The organism is Pseudomonas sp. HD6515 (assembly GCF_024971855.1).
In the GTDB taxonomy this organism is placed as follows: Bacteria; Pseudomonadota; Gammaproteobacteria; order Pseudomonadales; family Pseudomonadaceae; genus Aquipseudomonas; species Aquipseudomonas alloputida.
The window spans coordinates 3,867,417-3,884,409 of sequence record NZ_CP079827.1; the positions used below are offsets into that span (position 1 = coordinate 3,867,417).

The window sequence follows — 16,993 nt, forward strand, 5'->3', positions numbered from 1 at the left end:
ATCGACCAGGAGGTCGCATGAGTCTCAGCGTGACAGTGAACTACCCCATCGTGGATAAAGCCCTTGTCTGCTATCACCGATACGTCAACAAAGAGATCAATTTCGAAGAGCTCCAGAAGCAGATGAGCTACCAGGATGGCGATGCACTTTCGAGATCGCCTTACGTGCGCTTCAAAATAACGCTCTTTGCGTCGGGTAGATATCGCATCAGACCTCTAGGCGGCGACACCATCACAGAAGCGGGCCAGGCTCGACTACAACAGCTTCTGAAATAGCCTTCACGTCAACGCCGAGCTCTACGAGTTTTTTCTCGTAAGCTTGGCGAACCTCTGCCTCAAGCTCTGCATCAAGATGCAGATCCGTTACAGCGGCCACGAGGTTTCCTGCCACACCACCCTTATTCGGCACATTCCAGCGCCCAAAGCCCAGTCCATGGGTGAGTTGCATCGCCACCTTTTCCAGCTCGCGTAACCTATCCAGCTCTGCCTGCTCGCATTCGCCTGGGGTAGACAGCAGCTCGGGCAGCACAGCGGTGAATGATTGGTTTCCAGTCATGGCATGACCTCTTTCTATTCGTCTTCTTCCGCCAGCGCTGCTTCATCCAAAGCGAATATCACCTCGTCCACAAGCCGCCTGGGCAGCGGCAGTGGGTGCACCTCAAGCCAGTCGGTGATCTCGCGGGCTGAAAGCCTCAGCGGCTGCACTGCAGTGGCCCCGACCAGGTAGCGCCGGCCGCGCGCCGCATTTCGGAACGCATTCAGCAGGCTGCCGGTGATCACATCCAGCTCAGGCTCATCTGGTACCGCAATGCGCAGTTTCTGGTAGATCAGGCTCTTCTTTACGCTTGAAGAACCCCAGTCTCGCTCCCACTTGAAGCGGTCGACTGCTTTCCCTTGATCTCTTCCTGCTCCTTTTTGTTGTCGGCCGCGATGGTTGGGTGTCTTCGTCGAACTTCTCCCAGCGCGCCTCACCGCTCTTGCTGGTGTCAGTTTTTTTCAATTTGAGAGCCATGAATCATCCTCACGCCACGCCATAAAAGGGGCCGCCCCGGCCGGCGTTTACCCGGAGCGGCCAAAGGTGATTCGGGTTATGCGGTGACCGTGATGGCCGAGGTGGCGGTCTTGGTCGGGTCCGAAACGCTGGTAGCGGTGATGACTGCCGACCCAACGGCAACGGCGGTGACCAGCCCGGAGGAGTTGACCGTAGCGATCGACGGCGCCGAGCTGCTCCAGGTGACGCTCTGAGCAGCACCCGATGGCAGCGCGGATGCGGTCAGCTGGCGGGTCGCGCCGACGGCAACCGAGGCAGTGGCCGGGGTTACCGCAATGCTGGTTACCGGCACGAACGGAACCCGGGTATCCCCTTTTCACAGCAAAGGCGAATGGGTTGCTGCGCCATGGCGTCAGCAGGGCCAGTGCCAGCTGCACACAGGCTGGCTGGGCGATAGTGCTGGTCTTGTCGATCGAGCCGAAGGTCTTGCTGGTCGATACCGACCCAGCCTTGACGGTCTTCGCCTCAAGCGACCCTTCGGTCTGCTGCTGGTACAGCTTCCCTTGAGACGCGCATTTGGCCAGCCGGGCGCCAGCCTCTTTCACGTCGTTAGGAATGTCATCCATGTCGATGCCGACCAGGTTGAGCGCGATCAGGTAGGCATTCGCCTCAAACACCGCCTCGTCCTTCAGATCTGGAGCTGCCCAGCCAGCCCCGAGGATGCCATCCACGTCGGCCACGGTGATGTAGGTAGCCATCAGGCCTCCGCACGAATGATAGGGGCAGCAGCCCCAGGGTTACTGCTTGTCGAGATCAGCGACCTGCTTCTGCAGCGCCTCTTTCGAAGCGTTGGCTCGGTAGGTGACGCCCGCTTGATCCAGCCTGGCCTTCAGCGCCTCGACCTCGGGGTCAGCGTTTGCCGCCTTCAGGGATTCGATTTGCTTGAGCATTTCGGCGTTCTGCTTCAGCAGCTCTGCCTTCTCGTGCTCCAGGCCTACCACCTTCTGCACTTCGCCGTCGCGCTCACGCTGCAGGCTGGCGATGCCAGCATTGACCGCATCCAGCACCTCGAACAGGCGGCCAGCGGTCTCGCCCAGTTCGCCGTCAGGTCGCTCCAGGCTCTGCGAGGCGAAGGACTCGACGATCACGCCTACCACGGCCAGTTCGGCGACCAGGCGCTCAAAAGCCGCAGGGTCCGGGCCTACAACCACAGCAACACGCTTCAGCGCCTCAACCACGGCAACCTCGACACCCACCGCCTCGTAGGCCTCCACTACCTTCGGCCAGTCGCCAATCACGACAACTTCCTCGACGCCATCTTCGGCGTGCTGGAAGTGCAGCGGGTTGCGGTAGCGCTTGCCCGGGTCGAAGCCGCTCCGTTGGGTTGTATAAATCAGTTCCATCGAATGTCTCCAGGGCAGGCCCTACGGGCCCGCCTATGCAGTGAGCCGGTTACGGCGCGGACAGGTCGATCAGGACGCCAGCGGTAGCCTTGTTGCTGGTGGCGTACTTGTTCCAGTTGGCAGCAGCGCCAACCGCGGCCAGGTTCGGATTCACCCCGCCAGTCGCGTCCTTCCAGCTGTAACCCATGACATCCAGGTTGAAGGTGCCCTCGGCGCGGAAGCCGATCGCCAAGTTCTCCTGGTTGTCGATGTTGTACGAGCGGAAGCCCGGAGCCTGGGACTCGGTCACCTTCACAGCGCCAGACTGCAGGCCGAAGATGGTTTCTGCCGGCATCGAGTCAGCCACCAGCACCGGCTTGCCCATGGTGCCCGGCTGGCCGCCGTAGATGACGACGCCGGCTTCTTCGTAGATCTTCTCAGTGATCGCCTGGTCGACCATGTCGAAGTAGGTCGCCGAGTCCATGGTCCACAGGGCGATACGGCCGAATCGGTCGCCGAACTTGCGCATGCCCTTGGTGAGGGCCTTCTTGCCGTCAGTCGCGAAGCTTGCAGCAGCAACCATGTCCGCATTGGAGCCGATGGAGGCCATCAAGGCGGCCATCGCATACTGCACGTAGCCTTCCAGCACTGCATCAGCGTAGTCCTGGCCGAGCAGCTCGGAGAACTCTTCTGGGGAGCGGGCGCGCCGCTTGAACGCCTCTTCGGTGGTCTCGTACGGGCCGTACTTGAACGGCACCTTCACACCGACCATCTCGGCAGCACCGATCTTCTTGCCGGTCACCGTCGAGGCGGAGTTCACATCGCGGTGCTCCATGGCGCCGCCGATTTTGTAGAACGAGCGCTTACGCAGGTCACCCTCGATCAGTTCGTTGTCGAAGATGATGGCGCCATTCGACGATGCGTTGAACACGTCGATGACATCCTGGATACGCTCCAGGTAGGCGGTCTGGGCCAGATCGTTGTAAATGATCAGGTCCGAGTTAACGGTGGTCGCCATGGGCTACTCCCTATTTTGGCAATTTGAGGAAAGCGTCCTGCCCATGCGCCTGGATGTATTCGCGCTTGGCCACGGGGGACATTTCAGATCGTTTCAGGCCGGCCCCGCCGCCTTTTTGGTGTCCGCCGGCCCCGCCGCCAGATGCCTTGCTGCCAGCGATCAACGGGCCGAAGGCCGGATCGTTAGTGAATTCTGCTTTCAGCTCGTCCAGCGTTGCCGCCGAGAGCTTGCCGGCGGCGTCCAGCACGACAACGGTGGGCTTACCGTCGCGCTGCTCGACGCTCAGTCGGCTTTCGATGTGGGGAAGCAATGCCTTGGCGCTGCCTGGGACAGCCAGGGTGGTCGCGATCTCGGTAGCGGTGCGGCCCACGGTCAGATCCCGGATCTGGCCTTGCAGGGTGGCGCGCTCGCTTTCGAGGGTGCCGGTCAGCTCAGCTTCGCGGCGGCTGTACTTCTCGGACCAGGACTTTTCGAGTTCTTCGACGTTGCCCGACTTGCGCAGTGCTTCTTCGCGCTCCAGGCGCGCCTGCTCTTCGGCGTCCTTGCGGGCCTTGTCGGCCGCCTTCTTCTCGTCGAGCAGTTCCTGCACCTTCGACTTCAGGCCAGATACATCTTCCTGCTGCGGAAGGCCATCGATACCCAGGACAAACTTGCCGTCCTTCTCGACGTACAGGGCCTGGATGGATTCGTCTACGCCTTCGAGGCTGTCCAGTTGGAATTTCAAGGTCATTGCTGTCTCCCAGAGACGTTGGGCAGGCCCTGCCTGCGGATACAAAAAAGCCCCGGCTCAGCCAGGGCTTGGAATCGCGGGCCACGAAATGGCGGTATTGCGTTCTGTGGCGCGTCCTACTTCAGCTTTTGGAGCTGGAGTGCGCACAACTCTTTCAGGTGCGCCTCAAGGATCAGGCGACCCAGCCCTTCCACGCCGTCGAGCGATGAGGCGGCATTGGCAATCGCTGACTCCAATGGGTCAACGGTGAATGCCGGCAGCGGCTGAAGTCGTGCCGATTCGGGTTTCTCTTCCATGCTGGTCCTCTCAGGCCAAAGCAGTGATAGCGGTAGGATGAACATTGGTGGCGTCACATTCCGGCCCTCTCGAACGCCATCGGCTCACGCTCGCGCAGCTGCTGAAGATTCAAAGTTTTGCCGCTGGCATCCGTGAATCGCTCAATAGGCAATTCGCCTTTCTTGAACAGGGCATACCGGGAGGGCCCAAGCACCTCCCTCTGGAAGCCAGCAGACTGGCGCGCCAGCCATTCGGGGTAGCTGGTGTCACTGGCCACAGGCTTCGTGCCGTCAGGCCCCACTGAGGGCCGCGTTGAGCCAGGGATCTTCCGCTCGTACTCAGGCTTGAGCACCGGGATGACGGTGGTTCGGCAGTTCCAGTGGTATGGCGGCCTTGGCCCGTCGAGCGGAATAATCGTCCGGTCAATGCTCATGCAGTACAGCGACGTTCTTGAGTCGAGCGTGGCGATACGGCGCATACCCAGCAGGATGTCGTCGTTCGCCTTCAGCGTTTCGACCCGGGCGGTGCTGGCGATGTGGTTTGTGGCCGTCCTGACCAGAGCCGACGCCTGATCACGCTGCACCTGGTGCAGGCTGTTGAGGCGCCGGGCGATTGCCGGGGTGGTCTCGCCCAGCGCAGAACCGATCTTAATCTCGCTGAGGATGTCGGCGGCCTTCTTGGTGCCGAACTCGTCCAGCGCGCCGCTGATGCTGATCTTCTGGACGCCCTTGCGAGCCTCCAATGCCATCGGATCAAGCTTGGCCGCCGAAGTGACGATCTGCGGAGAAGGCGTGTTGAGCTGAACCCTCGGCTTCACCACCTGCTCAAGCAGGTCGATGTTGTACTTGGCTTCCACGCCGGCGAAGGACTGAAGCTCAAGCTCCATCTGGCCCTTCATCCCCGTGTAGATCCCGGCCAAGTCCTTCTGCAAAACCCGAATCTGCTGCTCGTAGCGCAGGGTGCCGTATGCGCTCAGGCCTTCCGCCACCCTGCTTTTGGCCACTTCGATGGCCTGAGCAATGAATACCGCAATCTCTTCGGCGTTGTGCGCCGCGTAGAGCTGGACGTAGATGGCGTGCCGGGTGGCCTCATCCTCCAGATATCCGTCAGCGCTCATTTACTCCTCCGCCTCGCCCGTGACCCCGCCGCTCACCGGAGCCTCGCTCTCGCGCTCCAGGTCAATCTTCTCGTCAGTGCGGTCAGCCTCAATCACGCCACCCTGACGCAGGTTGGTGCGCAGGTCCGACTTCGCAATCAGGCCCTGCTGCCACAGCTGGACCTGGGCCAGGATGTCCTGCGCGGTCATCGTCTCATCGAAGAACGACTGGTTGAGCCAGAAGACAGTCCCTTCCTCGTCAGGCTCGCCCAGCATGAATCGCTCGGCGTCGAGGATGGCCCGCTTTAGGGCCTCGGACACGTTGCCTGCGATGGTGCCAAGCACGCTGTTGTCCGAGCTGTAGCGGATGCGCACGGCCTCGGCTGTCTCGGCTCCGCCCGCCTTCTGGACGATGCGGGCGCCGATCATCAGCATCTGCTCCTCCTTGTCCTTGAGCAGCGTGCGGGCCAGCTGGCTTTCGGTTGCCTGAACGAGGGTCGCGTTACCGCTCTTGCCGAGGTTGTAACCTCGGGTGGAGCCAATGTGCATGCCGTTCGGATTCAGCTTGGCGAAGTCATCGGCGCTGATGTCGGTGGTGATGAACAGCGTGGGTTGGCTGCTGATGAACCCGCTCTCCTCCACCGTGGCGCTGTTGCCGTAGTGCAGGATGTTCACGTCGGCCAGGTCTTCCAGAGGCGACTTGTCGATGCTGGAGTCGTTGTTCTGGGAGCCGTAGAAGCTGAACAGGATGTGGTCGAAGGGACGGCCATTCTTGTCGAGCGGCTGGACTGCGGTGTAGCTGTTCCCGTCTTTGCTGTAGACCCGCTGCTCGTAACGACCTTCGACCAGCAGTAACACCCGGTACTGGGTGTCGGTGGTGCGCTCCAGGCTGTCCGGGCTGAACGCCGACACGCATTCGAGCAGGCAGACGTAGACCAGGCGCTTCACGCCATCAATCACCTGCTCATCCCAGTCGATGATCGACTCGGCGCCGTAGTGGTGGATCAATGCGCGCCGGCCCTGCATGTCAGCCATCGAGGACACGCCTTCAACGGCCGGAAAGTCCACCAGGAACCCGCCACGGCCAACATCCAGGCACTCCCCTACGGCATCCTTGGAAAGCTGCTCCAGGCTCGTGCCGTCGCCGCTGGCGTTCTCTTTCAGGTAATCGACGCCGGTGGGTAGCTCTAGCTCGGCGGTCTTGCGGAATACGGCGCCCAGCAGGCCGGTGCGCGTGCGCCCGGTGATGTTCAGGAACATCGCCCGCTTCTTGTACTGCTTGTACCGCGCCAGGTTCTCGGGAGACTTGTTCTCCGGGTCCGGCATCGGCAGGTATTCATCGTGCTTGCGCACCTCTCGGGCGCCGGCCACGCAGCGCTTGACCAGCTGCCAGCCGGGCAAGGCCTCCGAGTACTCTGCCCGGGGAATGAAGTTCGGCATGGGTGGCCTCAGAAAGTGAACGTGATGGGTACGTGCTTGACCACGGAGCGCTTGGTCTTGGCCACGGCGAAGTAGCGGAAGGCGTCGGACGGGTGGGATGACCAGTCGTGCAGCGGCTTGTCTTTCCAACAGCCGCGCTTGTCGTCCCATTCCTTGCGGTAGCTCTCCAGGGCGGTGATGCCCTCCTCGCATTTGGCTTCGTCGAAGGCGCAATTCGGGAGGATTTCCCGAGCCTGCTCGATGCCTTCGTCCACGCCGAGCTTCGGCACCACCTGGAAGGTCAGCGAATAGCGCTGGCCGTCGATCTCATAGCCCTCTCGTGCGAGTTCGCGCCGAGTCTTGCCGTCGCTACCAAATTCCCGGTTGTCGATGTCGTGGGGACCCCAGTGCTCGCCATACTCGTAGCCGCGATCCTTCAGCACCTTCATGTAGTGCCGCAGGCCTTCCCCGCTGTTCTGGTAGAAGTCGACGATGTGGTACTCCTCGCCGACGATCCGGACGAACCAGATGGCCGTGGAGTCGCCCACGCCGATATCCCAGAACGTGTGCACCGGTAGGTGGCTGTTGTCGGGAAGCTTGCCGATGCGCTGAGCAGCGTAGAGCTTGGTGAACTGCTTGGCGTAGTACGCGCCCTCAATCGTCTGCTGGAATGCCTCGGCAGGGATCGACGGGTATTCCCGCTTCATGTCGTCGCCGAGGGTCTTCTCCTTGGCGGCGTACCAGGCGCGCTGGCCTGGGTTCGTGACGATGCCGTGCTTGGCGGCCAGGTCGTCGAAGTACTTAGCCAGCCGGTCTGGGATGACAACATCGGTCGGGTCCAGCCAGTAGAGCGGATTGCGCCACCAACTGAAGAAGAAGAACTTCCAGTCCAACAGGCCCAGGGGCACGCCGGCCAGCTGCTGCTTCTCGGCTGACTGGCTGTAATCGAAGAAGTACCCGGCCCGGCCTTCAGCCGTCGATTCGATGGTGACGAAACACTCAGCGGCCACGGCCTCGAAGGCACCGGTGACGATCTCCCGCGCCTTGTGCGGGAACTTGGCGCAGATCTTCCCGAACTCGGAAACGTGCAGGTAGCGCAGCGTGCCGCCCCGGAAGGAGGTAGACACGTACAGCGACCCGCCTTTGCTGAACACCAGCTCGCCCGCCGCATCGTTGCGCGCCGGGTTGGCCGCCTTGATCTCCTTGGGCAGGTGATCGTAGGCGTACTTCACCTTCTCCCGGAACAAGCGCTTTGCGTCGTTCAGGGTGTGAGCGATCAGGGCGCACTTGGCTGCCTCAAACAGAGCGGCATCCAGCTGAACGATGCACACCAGCGTGGTGAAGCCCAGCTGCCGGGCCTTGAGGATGATGTTTCTGGTGTGCATCCCCTGGAAGTAATCGACCTGCTCCTGCGTCATGCGGAAGCGGACCTTCTTGCCCTGCTTGTCCGTGATGAAGTACAGGTTGTTCAGTCGCCAGAACCGATCCCGGAGCAGTTTCATGTGCTCGGGCTTCATGGTCAGGCATCCTTCGATAGTTCATCCATCAGCTGCGACAGCTCGTCGGCGTCTTTCGACTGCTCCTTGTCGTCCAGGCCGAATGCGGTGCGCTCGAGCACCTGCAGGTTCTTCATGGCCGAGGACAGCTGGAAAAGGGTCTTGGCGTTGCTAGGCAGCGCAACAGCGGCGAGCATCGAGCTACGGCGGAAGCCGCTCTGGTCATCAGCAGTGTCACGCTCGATCTCGTCTTCGATCTCTTCGCGATGTTTGATCGTCGTTAGCAGATCATCCATCAGCAGGTTCGCAAGGTTCGTGGCCTTGCGAATGTCACGGCGGTGGCTGCGAACAACCGTCGCGCCCTCTTCTGCCGCCTCCTCGATGATCTCTGCGTCACGCTCAGGGTTCGCGCATTGGTCTTCGCGAACCTCGCCGCGAACCAGCTTATTGCGAACCTCTTTTCGGACCTGCTCGGAAAGGTCCCGCTCCCAACCCAAGGCTTTGGCCTTTTTCCGGATTGCGGTGTCACTCACCCCATGGCGATCTGCGATGGTGCGGATGGAAAGCGCGCCGGCCCGGAAGGCTCGTTCGATCGCCTCCCAGTCTGGCTGCTTGGTGCTCATACTTAATCCTTACTGGTCGCGGGCTATTCGAACCGTCCGGACCTTGCCGCCGGTGTAGATGTCCCGCTTCATCGCGGCGCGCACAGCCTCTTCGGCACTTGCGCCCATGTCCATCGCTGCCAGGGCATAGGCCGAGCCGCTGCCGATCGCGTCAGGGTTGGACGGGTCGAGGTCCTGCCGCCATACGCCGGTCTTGTCGTCATGGCCCACAATCTGCAGCCTGCCGCCATCAACCACGTAGCCCGAGCACTCAACAGGTACCGGCGATGGCGTGCCGAAGTAGGCCGCAATCAGGGCCTTCTCGTCGCACACGGCACCGGACAGGAAGAAGCTGACGCCATCTACGACGGTGAGCTTTTGGCAGTCATCGGAGACGATGGAGCCGCTGCGGGTCTGGCGGGAGTCGTAGGCGATAACGCCGTCCTTGTAGGCGATGGTGGTCATGCACCCTGCTCCAGTCGCTGGCCAGAGATCACCTCACCCAGGCTAAGCCCGTGGCGGGTGCGGATGGACTCGATTCCATCAGCCTGATCCTTTGCCACCATCGCATCAGCAACCAGGTCGGCCTGCTGGCCGTTGGCGAACTCACCGACCAGGGTGGATGAGGCGCTATCTGCATCGGAGGCGTAGCGGGTCACGATGTAGCGGGTAACCGGGCGAACCTGGTATTCGGTCTTCATGGGTTATCTCCGGCCTGCGCACAGGCTGAGTGTGGGGGGAGGTGAATCAGGCGAACGGGTCAGATGGCTTAGCAATCGAGCGCACAAACCACATGAATCCCTGCTGCAGGTTGGTCTTGGCTAAAGCCAGCAGTCGCGGGTCAACACCTTCGATCTGGCCGATCTGCTTGAACAGCTCGCCGGCATCGGCCTCCAGGGCCTTGATCGAGTTCATGCCGTCGATCTCGCTCTGGGTGAGGTCGCGGTAGCCGGTGATCTTCTTGTGCTGGTTGTCCATGGATGACCCTCAGGTTGTCGCGCCACAAATCGGCGCATGGGGAATTTGTGGCGCGGATCAATCCGCCTTGCGGGCCGGCAGTTTGAAGTCAGTGACGCGGTCGGCAATGTTGCGCACCTTCTCGACACCGAGGAAGCCGACCCATCCACCTACGAACGTGGACATGCTCTGCGGCAGGCCGAAGAACTCCAGGCCGCTGATGATCGTCAGGGTAAGACCGCCGCAGATCGCGCCCTCGACCAGCATCTGGCGACGAGTACCACCTCCGTAGGTGATTCGCAGAACAGCCATGGCGCAGGAAAGGCCTGCCGCGTACAGGAGGGGCGAATGCTGGCTCAACCACGCAAGAGCAATCGCCCAGGTGTCTGGTTTGTCTGGCATGTTGGACATACTCGATATCCCCTGAGGGGCGGCAAGAAGAAAAGGCCCGGTGAGGCCCTATTGAGGGACCGGGCAAAGGTGCGGAGCAGCACTTAACGAATATGGAGCGGATACAGGGACTCGAACCCTGAGCCTCCGACTTGGAAGGACGGCGCTCTAACCGATTGAGCTACATCCGCTGATTTGCGTGTCTTCCCACGCCGCCCGCCGAAGACCATCCGGGCGCCAGCACCCTACTGCACTGGTCTCGCCGATCCGGTCACGCGCCACCCACAGCACAGTGAGGGATGGGTGCGCGGGCTGCCGGTGTTTTTCCGTACACCACACTACCGGCTAGCAGTGTCCAGGCTGTCCCGTTAGGGCCTGCCCTGGCTGCAGTTGCGTTTCTTGCTGGAACAAAAATCCCGGCGCTTGGCCGGGACTCTTGAGGCCCTCTTCGGGCAATAAAAAACCCGGCTCAGTGGGCGGGTTTGGGTTTTGGTTGATGCAATTGGCTCATGCTGACCGACCGCGCCGGAAATCCAGGAGTCCAACCTGTAGAAGAATTCCAATTGCACCACGTGTGCCGCCTATCTGCCGAGCCTGGACTACCAGGGAGGGTGAATCCGATCAGGCGGCACACGTGGTGGAACTGAAAAAGCCCAGAGATCATCTGGGCTTTTTTGTGTCACTCCTCAACACGCGCAGGAATGACAGGATGCAAGAATCTTGTTGCACCGTTGCAGAGTTGTCAAGCGGCATCTGCCATCAAAACGCCTTCCTGCTGGAGGATCTTTCCAGACGCCTCCAGCGCCTCTGCCACCATCTCGTCCAGCACCTTCTCGATGGCCTTCTTCCAGCGCCAGTAGGTGGTGCGGTTCAGGCCCTGGCCATCCCAGGTGTTGATGTCGTAGAACTCGGCCGGCAGCACGATCATGTCGGTGGAGCGCTTCACGTACTGCTCGCGGCGCGCCTGGCCGGCGTCCTCGGGCATCTCGGCACCCGCCAGGTGCTTGCCCACGCCAGCGGTGAGGGAATCGAACTCTGCGCGCTCTCGGGCCGCCCGACTGGCCACCTCCTGCCCCGACTGCGCCTGCACACCCTTCACCGGCGGAATGGCCCAGGCCGTTACCGCCTTGTACCGGAACAGGTTAGGCGCCTGCGTGGCGATCAGCGGTACCAGCTTCCCGATCGCATCCACCTTCTTGGCCTTGTGGGTCGAGAACCTGGCCGTCAGCGCATTCCAATGCCGCGGGATCAGCTTACTGTGCAGGCGGGCGTGCACCCAGCAGTCCACCAGCATCGCCGCATCCTTGCCAGTGATCTCCCCCTTCAGCTTCGAGGCCTGCACCTTTGGCTCGAAATCGCCGCCACCTACGCCGCTCATGGTCTCTGCCGCAAGTGCACGGACTACTGCTGCCAAAACGCTTTGGTACTTCATCGGCCCTGCTCCTTCTTGCGGCGATTCGAGATGACCATGCCACGCACAAGCGCGTAGCCGGCGAAGATGACCATGGCCAGGATGAGCAGCTGGCCGCTGTCGATTGGTGTCCAGTTCATGCTGCTGCCCTCCGTAGGTCTTTGAGTTTTTGCCTGTACAGGGCCTTGATGGCCTGCAGGTCTTCGATGGTCAGGCGCTGGGGCTTATGAGGCCCTTCGAGCCAGTCCACCCGGTCGGCGCCGATGCGCTTCACCAACCGGATGCGGTACTCGACAGCGTTCCCCGACAGGTTCCGGTTGCACTTCACGCATTGCCGGTGGACGTTCAGCGGCTCGAACCGCAGCTCCGGGCAGGCGCCAACCGACCGGTAATGGCCGGCGTCCCATCGGCTGCCGGTGATGAGGTCGTGGTCGCTCGGCAGCGAGTCGCAGCTGATGCACGGCAGGCCGGCGTCACGCTCGCGGATGTACGCGTTAAACGCGGTCTGGGCCTCGGCCATGTGCTCGCGGCGGGTCTTCAGCTTCTCCCGGCGCTCCTGCAGGTCCTGCCGGGCCTGCTTGGTGATTGCCCTGGCCGCGACCTTCTGCAGCTTCGGATCTTTGGCCATGGCCTTGGCGCAGGAGATGCTGCACACCTTCTGCGTGGTCATGGTCGGTTTGAAGGGCTTGCCGCAACCTGGCGCTTTGCACTTCTTCGGCTTGATCTCCTTGATTGCAGTCATCAGCGATCCTCCCGTTTCTGCCGCTGGTAGAAGCTCGTGACTACCTCGGCCAGGAACCGGCAGCCCATCTCACTTAGCCCGCTGGCGAAGTCCGCTGCGGCACCGGCGCGCCCGGCGTACTCTTGATCCAGTCGCTGAGCCACTGCGGAACAGAAGGAGCCAATATCCTCGGCATCCATCTCTTTCACGACCTTCTCGGCCGAGAGGAACACAGTGGTTTGCGTTGTGATTCCAAGTCCGTCGCTCATGCCGCCTCCTCGCTGAGCAAGTCGCTGAACACCACACCCTGCGGCGCGAACTCGGCCACGATGCGGTCGGTGTACTGGCAGCCCTGGGCCCGGTCGAACAGCCGGGTCACCGGGAAACCATCCGGCCCGAACATGGCGCACGGCCCCATCAGGCGCAGCTTCACCTCATACGGCAGGTGGATGAATGAATCGGCCCAGCCGGTGCGGAACTCTTCGCAGCCGGCGCGCATGATCGGCACGCCGAAGTGCAGCTTGCAGTACCGGCGCACATCCTCGATGTCGCCCATCTCGGTGCTCTTGGCGATTCGGTCGTACATGGAGAACCACAGGGCGTTCTGGTCCAGGGTGCGATCCTTGCCCGGACGCATGGTGACCACGACGAACTTCTTGTCGCGGAACAGACGGGTGAGCATGGTCACGGCCTCGGAGAGCTTGGCCTGGCTGTTGACGCTGATTTTCTCCGTCATGGCCGCACCCCCGCCTTCTTGCTCACCTTCCCTTCGGCTTCCAGCTGACGCATGGTCTTGCGCAGCGTGTTCAGGTCGTAGGCGTGCATCATGGCCTTGATCCACTTGTTCACTATCGTGACGCAGGCGTAGGACAGGGCGAAAAGCACCAGGGCGACAAGGGCGGTACCGGCGCACGCCATTACCGCGTAACCGAGCCACATGGCAAGAGCGTTCATAGCGCCACCTTCAGACCCTGGGCCTCAATCGCCTTGCGCACGTCGCGGATGTAGGCCGCCTCGTTGAAGCTGCCACCCTCCACATCTTCGAACTCTTCGCGGTAGGCCTCAGCTGCCCGGTTCGGCAGCTCAACTACTACGGCCTCACGACTGGCCTGCCAGCCCTTCTGAAACGACTCCCAGTCGGCCTGGGCCATAGGATCGATGTAGTTGTTGCCCTTCGGAGGCAGGCGGCGGTGATCGCGGGAGTTGGTGCGCTCGAAGGCTTCGCGCATTTCGCGCATCTTGTTGGTGTCCATCAGTGCTTCTCCTGCGCGGTCAAATCCTGGAATACCCACACCACATTCGTGCCGCTCAGGCGTGGCGGCTCGACGTAGCAGACCTGCCGGCCATCGACGAACACCTGCCCGGCATGCGTGCGCACGCGCTCGCGCTCCAGGCCATCCACCAGCGAGCAACCCAGCACGCGCTCCACGCATTCCTCAATCTGCGCTTCGAAGCGGCGGCACGCAGTGCGGTAAGTCTCGGTAGCAATCTGCATCACTTGCACTCCTGCATGGCCTGGCCGATTTCGGCAGCTGCACGAACGATTGCGGTACGGAGCGCTTTGCTGCGGACCTCATGCTCGTCAGCGCCTTCGAACCAGTGATCGTCAGCGTCTTCCATCCATTTGGCCTCTCCAAACGGGCCGACATAGAACCTTTCGCCTCCACCATTGCGCTCGACCTCGAAATTGAGATCCACAAGCAGCTTGAGCGCATCGCTATCGTCTTGGAGCGGTCGCCACAGGCGGTAGGAGTCGCGGCTGCCAATGCGCAGGCAATTACGGGCGGCCTCGTAGCAGAGGACCGGGCGGATTCCAGCAGCCTTCGCCGCCAGCTCCAGCAGTTGTTGATCACACATGCTCATCAGTGCTGCTCCCAAGGCAGGAAAATGGCTGAAATCAGCTCGGGTATCTCCCGGAAATCTCGACGGTTCTGCCAAAGGATCGCGACAGAGAAAATGATCGGAGTGAACGGCAGCAGTGCCAGCAGGTACAGACGAGCAAGCCATGGTCGGCGAAGCATCCATGCCTGAGCACCGCGCGGATTGAACTTGCGCATCACACCCCCTCCCCGGCCGGCTGCCCGGCGCGCTTGATGTTCAACTTGGCCAGCAGGTGTGCACGGCATGCGGCGGCGCTGGTTGGTATCTGCTGGACCTCCAGCAGGCGGACCTGACTTTGGCTTGCGTACTCGTCGGCCAGCTGCGCGGCGCTCTTCTGGCTGTCATGTCCGATACCCATGGCGATGTCGCCCAGAGGCTCGCCGGCCACCAGCATTCGGATCGTGATGTCGTAGGCACGGGCAAACACCTTCTCGGCGCGCTCCACCTCCATCGATCCTAGGTTCTGCGCCTCGCACTGCAGGGCCGCGTGGCGCACCGCTGCGTGCGTCCAAACGCGTGACCCTGCCCTGCTGGGGTGGAAGTTCTCCAGCGCCTCTGCCAGGGCCCTCGAAAGCGGCGGAATGCCCATCTCTTCCGGGGTTGGCTGACACAGCTTGATGAACTTGCCGCTGCTCGGGGCGAAGTCGGTACCCAGCACCCGGCACTTCTGGATGCCGAAGCGGATCTGCTCCAGGGTGTTGATGCCCGCGGCGACGAAGGACTTGATCCAGCTGCGCTTGGCAGCCTTCAGTGCCTCGTCATCCGGCCAGGCCTGCTTCCACGCTGGGAAGATGGCCTGCAGCTCCTTGAACAGGGCGTTGACCACTTCGGTGGTGCCAGGGTCCAGCTGCTTGGCCGGGGTGTGCACCTCGGCAGGCAGTTTGCCGGCCTTGGCCATGATCTGCGTCACGCTGCGCAGTTTCGGTTGTGCGCTCATAGATCACCCAAGTCGTCAGCCCAGGACGTGTCGCTGAAATCCGGGCCGTTGGCCTGACGACGTGGCGGGAACTGGTGGACGTTGCCAGCAGGCGGCAGTTCGTCATCCCAGCGCTTGCCGTTCAGCCAGGTAGCCGGGTGCGGGATGAACTGGCCGCCGTCTTTGGTCCAGTCGACGGACACGCTCCAGGCTGCCAGCGACGTAGCCATACGGTCGAACAGGTCGGCGTCAACCTTGAGCTTCGCCCAAGCCTTCTCAGCGTTGGCTTTGCCCACTTTGCGCGGGAACAGCTTCCAGAAACGATCAAACAGGTCAGAGTCATCGCCAGATGACGAAGTCTTTTGATCTTGTTCTTTATCTTCTCTTCTCTTCTCTTCTCTGGTCCGCGTTTTGTCCGCATCACTAGCGGACAGTTTTCGGACAGAATCGGACTTTCGAGATGCGCGCTTGCGCTCACTGTCGTTGGCGCGGCGCTTTGCGCTGGCCCCGTTGTGCTCGTCAAAGCGAGGCATGACAAGGCTTCCATCCTCATCGATGGCGGCCCATTCAACGTCGATCATGGCCTGCGTGAAACCTGCCCAGCCGATCACCGCATCCATGGCATCAGGGGTGTAGCCATGCAGGACGCCGTCAGCAGAATGGGTGTCGAAGATGCTCCAAGCGACATGCAGTCCGCCAATTACCCGCAGCCTGTCCGCACGCAATGCGGACACCATGCGGAAAACTTTCGGATGGGTCTGAAGATCTACGCGCATTTTTATCCAGTCTCCGGCCATTACTTGCGCCCTACGCCGACGAGGCCGGCGAGCTCAAGGAAGCGATCCACGTACCAATGCGGCTGCGTTTCGCGAGGGGATTGAGGGCTGGTCAGGTTCTTGCCGTAGCGCAGCCCCTTCTCGGTGATCGACCAAAAGTCGACCACCTCCTGTTTGGAGTTCTTGCGCTGAAGCACCTTCAGGTAGCCGGCCTGTTGAAGCGCCTTATTGAATACAGCCGGCGACATGCGAATGCCGTTGTCCTTCAGCAGCGCTGTAGCAGACTTCGTGGGCATGGACGATCCGCCCGTAGCATCCGGGGCATCATCGACCGCGTAGCCCGGCAGGAAATTGGCATCGAGCCCATTGCTCTGGGCGATCTTGGCCAGCATCAGCATTTTGCTGGACGGCGCCGGCTTGAGCAGTCGATCGAAGCACTCGAGGATGGCCAGCTCGCCGACGATCTTTGAGTTGTTCGGTACGAACTGCGCTCTTGCGCTTTCCTCCAGAGCCGTCATCCGATCGAACACCTTGGCCTGCAGCTCGTAGCTGTAGGACATCGCCATCAAGCACGCCTCCCGCTTCGGGAAGCGGTAGCACTTCTGGCGACGATTCATTGAGTCGAGGTAGATGTCGGAAAATCTTCCGGCATCTTTTTTCAGCACCTTAGGCACCTTCTTCATCAGGTCGGCATGGTCAAGAACAGCCTCCCCTTCCTCGCGCTGCGAATTGATGAAGTCGACAAGCTCCAGGCTGGACATGGAAATCGATCGCGCCACGAAATCGTGGTTTGCATTTTGTGGCGCGGGCCGGTTGAGGGCCTGTACACTTTGGGTCTGCATATGCATAATTCCCTTCAGAGTTTTGTGTTGCAGAAAGCCGGGCCGCTATCCCGGCTTTTTTGTGCCCGTAATTCGTGCTTATCAGGGCCT

28 protein-coding genes, 1 tRNA gene and 1 pseudogene are annotated in these 16,993 nt (G+C 61.5%); all 30 read right to left on the reverse strand.

The window, feature by feature from the left end; translation table 11 throughout:
* Nucleotides 1-231: 231 nt before the first annotated feature.
* Nucleotides 232-555, reverse strand: coding sequence for a hypothetical protein (locus KW568_RS17820; protein ID WP_060489611.1), 324 nt, complete (start codon nucleotides 553-555; stop codon nucleotides 232-234).
* A 14-nt stretch (nucleotides 556-569) separates the two neighbouring features.
* Nucleotides 570-779, reverse strand: a complete 210-nt coding sequence (locus tag KW568_RS17825; protein WP_082423981.1) for a hypothetical protein — start codon at nucleotides 777-779, stop codon at nucleotides 570-572.
* 308 nt (nucleotides 780-1,087) lie between these two features.
* Nucleotides 1,088-1,342 carry an Ig-like domain-containing protein gene (locus KW568_RS17830; protein ID WP_259536555.1) on the reverse strand — a complete coding sequence of 85 codons (255 nt, stop codon included), beginning with the start codon at nucleotides 1,340-1,342 and terminating at the stop codon, nucleotides 1,088-1,090.
* A gap of 16 nt (nucleotides 1,343-1,358) precedes the next feature.
* A pseudogene (locus KW568_RS30975) lies at nucleotides 1,359-1,748 on the reverse strand (hypothetical protein); the annotation flags it as partial.
* Between the two features lie 39 nt (nucleotides 1,749-1,787).
* Entirely contained in the window at nucleotides 1,788-2,393 is a 606-nt protein-coding gene (locus tag KW568_RS17835) for a hypothetical protein (protein ID WP_098090762.1), read from the reverse strand.
* A 49-nt stretch (nucleotides 2,394-2,442) separates the two neighbouring features.
* The gene (locus tag KW568_RS17840; RefSeq protein ID WP_098090765.1) at nucleotides 2,443-3,390 is read right to left on the reverse strand and encodes a major capsid protein; all 948 of its coding nucleotides are present in this window, start codon (nucleotides 3,388-3,390) and stop codon (nucleotides 2,443-2,445) included.
* Nucleotides 3,391-3,400: 10 nt separating this feature from the next.
* Nucleotides 3,401-4,120: a hypothetical protein gene (locus KW568_RS17845; RefSeq protein ID WP_259536556.1), complete on the reverse strand. Its 720-nt coding sequence runs from the start codon at nucleotides 4,118-4,120 to the stop codon at nucleotides 3,401-3,403.
* A 116-nt stretch (nucleotides 4,121-4,236) separates the two neighbouring features.
* Nucleotides 4,237-4,416 carry a hypothetical protein gene (locus tag KW568_RS17850; protein ID WP_259536557.1) on the reverse strand — a complete coding sequence of 60 codons (180 nt, stop codon included), beginning with the start codon at nucleotides 4,414-4,416 and terminating at the stop codon, nucleotides 4,237-4,239.
* Nucleotides 4,417-4,469: 53 nt separating this feature from the next.
* Nucleotides 4,470-5,513, reverse strand: a complete 1,044-nt coding sequence (locus KW568_RS17855; RefSeq protein ID WP_259536558.1) for a phage minor head protein — start codon at nucleotides 5,511-5,513, stop codon at nucleotides 4,470-4,472.
* On the reverse strand, nucleotides 5,514-6,932 hold the full coding sequence (locus KW568_RS17860; RefSeq protein ID WP_259536559.1) for a DUF4055 domain-containing protein: 1,419 nt from the start codon (nucleotides 6,930-6,932) through the stop codon (nucleotides 5,514-5,516).
* A gap of 8 nt (nucleotides 6,933-6,940) precedes the next feature.
* Nucleotides 6,941-8,428 (reverse strand): terminase, encoded by a 1,488-nt coding sequence (locus KW568_RS17865; protein WP_259536560.1) that lies wholly within the window; start codon nucleotides 8,426-8,428, stop codon nucleotides 6,941-6,943.
* A 2-nt stretch (nucleotides 8,429-8,430) separates the two neighbouring features.
* Nucleotides 8,431-9,030, reverse strand: a complete 600-nt coding sequence (locus tag KW568_RS17870) for a hypothetical protein (protein WP_259536561.1) — start codon at nucleotides 9,028-9,030, stop codon at nucleotides 8,431-8,433.
* A gap of 9 nt (nucleotides 9,031-9,039) precedes the next feature.
* Nucleotides 9,040-9,474: a proteasome subunit beta gene (locus tag KW568_RS17875; protein ID WP_259536562.1), complete on the reverse strand. Its 435-nt coding sequence runs from the start codon at nucleotides 9,472-9,474 to the stop codon at nucleotides 9,040-9,042.
* Entirely contained in the window at nucleotides 9,471-9,710 is a 240-nt protein-coding gene (locus KW568_RS17880; RefSeq protein WP_096010278.1) for a hypothetical protein, read from the reverse strand. Before KW568_RS17880 ends, KW568_RS17875 begins: the two co-directional genes overlap by 4 nt.
* A 46-nt stretch (nucleotides 9,711-9,756) precedes the next feature.
* On the reverse strand, nucleotides 9,757-9,987 hold the full coding sequence (locus tag KW568_RS17885; RefSeq protein ID WP_259536563.1) for a hypothetical protein: 231 nt from the start codon (nucleotides 9,985-9,987) through the stop codon (nucleotides 9,757-9,759).
* 57 nt (nucleotides 9,988-10,044) lie between these two features.
* Nucleotides 10,045-10,377, reverse strand: a complete 333-nt coding sequence (locus tag KW568_RS17890; protein WP_054830717.1) for a phage holin, lambda family — start codon at nucleotides 10,375-10,377, stop codon at nucleotides 10,045-10,047.
* Nucleotides 10,378-10,470: 93 nt separating this feature from the next.
* Nucleotides 10,471-10,547, reverse strand: a tRNA-Gly gene (locus KW568_RS17895).
* A 551-nt stretch (nucleotides 10,548-11,098) separates the two neighbouring features.
* The gene (locus KW568_RS17900; RefSeq protein ID WP_259536564.1) at nucleotides 11,099-11,788 is read right to left on the reverse strand and encodes a hypothetical protein; all 690 of its coding nucleotides are present in this window, start codon (nucleotides 11,786-11,788) and stop codon (nucleotides 11,099-11,101) included.
* Nucleotides 11,785-11,907: a hypothetical protein gene (locus KW568_RS17905; RefSeq protein ID WP_259536565.1), complete on the reverse strand. Its 123-nt coding sequence runs from the start codon at nucleotides 11,905-11,907 to the stop codon at nucleotides 11,785-11,787. The genes KW568_RS17900 and KW568_RS17905 overlap by 4 nt, the downstream gene beginning before the upstream one ends.
* Complete coding sequence (locus KW568_RS17910) at nucleotides 11,904-12,509, reverse strand: recombination protein NinG (protein ID WP_259536566.1); 606 nt, start codon at nucleotides 12,507-12,509, stop codon at nucleotides 11,904-11,906. Before KW568_RS17910 ends, KW568_RS17905 begins: the two co-directional genes overlap by 4 nt.
* On the reverse strand, nucleotides 12,509-12,757 hold the full coding sequence (locus tag KW568_RS17915) for a hypothetical protein (protein WP_039615284.1): 249 nt from the start codon (nucleotides 12,755-12,757) through the stop codon (nucleotides 12,509-12,511). The genes KW568_RS17910 and KW568_RS17915 overlap by 1 nt, the downstream gene beginning before the upstream one ends.
* Nucleotides 12,754-13,224, reverse strand: a complete 471-nt coding sequence (locus tag KW568_RS17920) for a hypothetical protein (RefSeq protein ID WP_259536567.1) — start codon at nucleotides 13,222-13,224, stop codon at nucleotides 12,754-12,756. The genes KW568_RS17915 and KW568_RS17920 overlap by 4 nt, the downstream gene beginning before the upstream one ends.
* A complete protein-coding gene (locus tag KW568_RS17925; RefSeq protein WP_259536568.1) occupies nucleotides 13,221-13,442 on the reverse strand; it encodes a hypothetical protein in 222 nt (73 codons plus the stop codon). Before KW568_RS17925 ends, KW568_RS17920 begins: the two co-directional genes overlap by 4 nt.
* Nucleotides 13,439-13,741 (reverse strand): hypothetical protein, encoded by a 303-nt coding sequence (locus KW568_RS17930; protein WP_259536569.1) that lies wholly within the window; start codon nucleotides 13,739-13,741, stop codon nucleotides 13,439-13,441. Before KW568_RS17930 ends, KW568_RS17925 begins: the two co-directional genes overlap by 4 nt.
* Nucleotides 13,741-13,983 (reverse strand): hypothetical protein, encoded by a 243-nt coding sequence (locus KW568_RS17935; protein WP_259536570.1) that lies wholly within the window; start codon nucleotides 13,981-13,983, stop codon nucleotides 13,741-13,743. The genes KW568_RS17930 and KW568_RS17935 overlap by 1 nt, the downstream gene beginning before the upstream one ends.
* Complete coding sequence (locus tag KW568_RS17940; protein WP_259536571.1) at nucleotides 13,983-14,351, reverse strand: hypothetical protein; 369 nt, start codon at nucleotides 14,349-14,351, stop codon at nucleotides 13,983-13,985. The genes KW568_RS17935 and KW568_RS17940 overlap by 1 nt, the downstream gene beginning before the upstream one ends.
* Nucleotides 14,351-14,545, reverse strand: a complete 195-nt coding sequence (locus tag KW568_RS17945) for a hypothetical protein (RefSeq protein WP_028699424.1) — start codon at nucleotides 14,543-14,545, stop codon at nucleotides 14,351-14,353. The genes KW568_RS17940 and KW568_RS17945 overlap by 1 nt, the downstream gene beginning before the upstream one ends.
* Nucleotides 14,545-15,306 carry a replication protein P gene (locus KW568_RS17950; protein ID WP_259536572.1) on the reverse strand — a complete coding sequence of 254 codons (762 nt, stop codon included), beginning with the start codon at nucleotides 15,304-15,306 and terminating at the stop codon, nucleotides 14,545-14,547. The genes KW568_RS17945 and KW568_RS17950 overlap by 1 nt, the downstream gene beginning before the upstream one ends.
* Nucleotides 15,303-16,082: a Pyocin large subunit-like protein gene (locus KW568_RS17955; protein ID WP_259536573.1), complete on the reverse strand. Its 780-nt coding sequence runs from the start codon at nucleotides 16,080-16,082 to the stop codon at nucleotides 15,303-15,305. Before KW568_RS17955 ends, KW568_RS17950 begins: the two co-directional genes overlap by 4 nt.
* On the reverse strand, nucleotides 16,082-16,903 hold the full coding sequence (locus KW568_RS17960; protein ID WP_409077978.1) for a Rha family transcriptional regulator: 822 nt from the start codon (nucleotides 16,901-16,903) through the stop codon (nucleotides 16,082-16,084). Before KW568_RS17960 ends, KW568_RS17955 begins: the two co-directional genes overlap by 1 nt.
* Between the last annotated feature and the right edge of the window lie 90 nt (nucleotides 16,904-16,993).

What these genes read in the sequence shown, in the direction of transcription:
- KW568_RS17870 (WP_259536561.1), bottom strand. Translation starts at nt 9,030, where the DNA reads ATGAGCACCAAGCAGCCAGACTGGGAGGCGATCGAACGAGCCTTCCGG.
- KW568_RS17900 (WP_259536564.1), bottom strand. Translation starts at nt 11,788, where the DNA reads ATGAAGTACCAAAGCGTTTTGGCAGCAGTAGTCCGTGCACTTGCGGCA.
- KW568_RS17860 (WP_259536559.1), bottom strand. Translation starts at nt 6,932, where the DNA reads ATGCCGAACTTCATTCCCCGGGCAGAGTACTCGGAGGCCTTGCCCGGC.
- KW568_RS17880 (WP_096010278.1), bottom strand. Translation starts at nt 9,710, where the DNA reads ATGAAGACCGAATACCAGGTTCGCCCGGTTACCCGCTACATCGTGACC.
- KW568_RS17875 (WP_259536562.1), bottom strand. Translation starts at nt 9,474, where the DNA reads ATGACCACCATCGCCTACAAGGACGGCGTTATCGCCTACGACTCCCGC.
- KW568_RS17850 (WP_259536557.1), bottom strand. Translation starts at nt 4,416, where the DNA reads ATGGAAGAGAAACCCGAATCGGCACGACTTCAGCCGCTGCCGGCATTC.
- KW568_RS17835 (WP_098090762.1), bottom strand. Translation starts at nt 2,393, where the DNA reads ATGGAACTGATTTATACAACCCAACGGAGCGGCTTCGACCCGGGCAAG.
- KW568_RS17915 (WP_039615284.1), bottom strand. Translation starts at nt 12,757, where the DNA reads ATGAGCGACGGACTTGGAATCACAACGCAAACCACTGTGTTCCTCTCG.
- KW568_RS17905 (WP_259536565.1), bottom strand. Translation starts at nt 11,907, where the DNA reads ATGAACTGGACACCAATCGACAGCGGCCAGCTGCTCATCCTGGCCATG.
- KW568_RS17935 (WP_259536570.1), bottom strand. Translation starts at nt 13,983, where the DNA reads ATGCAGATTGCTACCGAGACTTACCGCACTGCGTGCCGCCGCTTCGAA.
- KW568_RS17865 (WP_259536560.1), bottom strand. Translation starts at nt 8,428, where the DNA reads ATGAAGCCCGAGCACATGAAACTGCTCCGGGATCGGTTCTGGCGACTG.
- KW568_RS17925 (WP_259536568.1), bottom strand. Translation starts at nt 13,442, where the DNA reads ATGAACGCTCTTGCCATGTGGCTCGGTTACGCGGTAATGGCGTGCGCC.
- KW568_RS17890 (WP_054830717.1), bottom strand. Translation starts at nt 10,377, where the DNA reads ATGTCCAACATGCCAGACAAACCAGACACCTGGGCGATTGCTCTTGCG.
- KW568_RS17840 (WP_098090765.1), bottom strand. Translation starts at nt 3,390, where the DNA reads ATGGCGACCACCGTTAACTCGGACCTGATCATTTACAACGATCTGGCC.
- KW568_RS17910 (WP_259536566.1), bottom strand. Translation starts at nt 12,509, where the DNA reads ATGACTGCAATCAAGGAGATCAAGCCGAAGAAGTGCAAAGCGCCAGGT.
- KW568_RS17845 (WP_259536556.1), bottom strand. Translation starts at nt 4,120, where the DNA reads ATGACCTTGAAATTCCAACTGGACAGCCTCGAAGGCGTAGACGAATCC.
- KW568_RS17920 (WP_259536567.1), bottom strand. Translation starts at nt 13,224, where the DNA reads ATGACGGAGAAAATCAGCGTCAACAGCCAGGCCAAGCTCTCCGAGGCC.
- KW568_RS17940 (WP_259536571.1), bottom strand. Translation starts at nt 14,351, where the DNA reads ATGAGCATGTGTGATCAACAACTGCTGGAGCTGGCGGCGAAGGCTGCT.
- KW568_RS17885 (WP_259536563.1), bottom strand. Translation starts at nt 9,987, where the DNA reads ATGGACAACCAGCACAAGAAGATCACCGGCTACCGCGACCTCACCCAG.
- KW568_RS17855 (WP_259536558.1), bottom strand. Translation starts at nt 5,513, where the DNA reads ATGAGCGCTGACGGATATCTGGAGGATGAGGCCACCCGGCACGCCATC.
- KW568_RS17820 (WP_060489611.1), bottom strand. Translation starts at nt 555, where the DNA reads ATGACTGGAAACCAATCATTCACCGCTGTGCTGCCCGAGCTGCTGTCT.
- KW568_RS17960 (WP_409077978.1), bottom strand. Translation starts at nt 16,903, where the DNA reads ATGCAGACCCAAAGTGTACAGGCCCTCAACCGGCCCGCGCCACAAAAT.
- KW568_RS17945 (WP_028699424.1), bottom strand. Translation starts at nt 14,545, where the DNA reads ATGCGCAAGTTCAATCCGCGCGGTGCTCAGGCATGGATGCTTCGCCGA.
- KW568_RS17930 (WP_259536569.1), bottom strand. Translation starts at nt 13,741, where the DNA reads ATGGACACCAACAAGATGCGCGAAATGCGCGAAGCCTTCGAGCGCACC.
- KW568_RS17955 (WP_259536573.1), bottom strand. Translation starts at nt 16,082, where the DNA reads ATGGCCGGAGACTGGATAAAAATGCGCGTAGATCTTCAGACCCATCCG.
- KW568_RS17950 (WP_259536572.1), bottom strand. Translation starts at nt 15,306, where the DNA reads ATGAGCGCACAACCGAAACTGCGCAGCGTGACGCAGATCATGGCCAAG.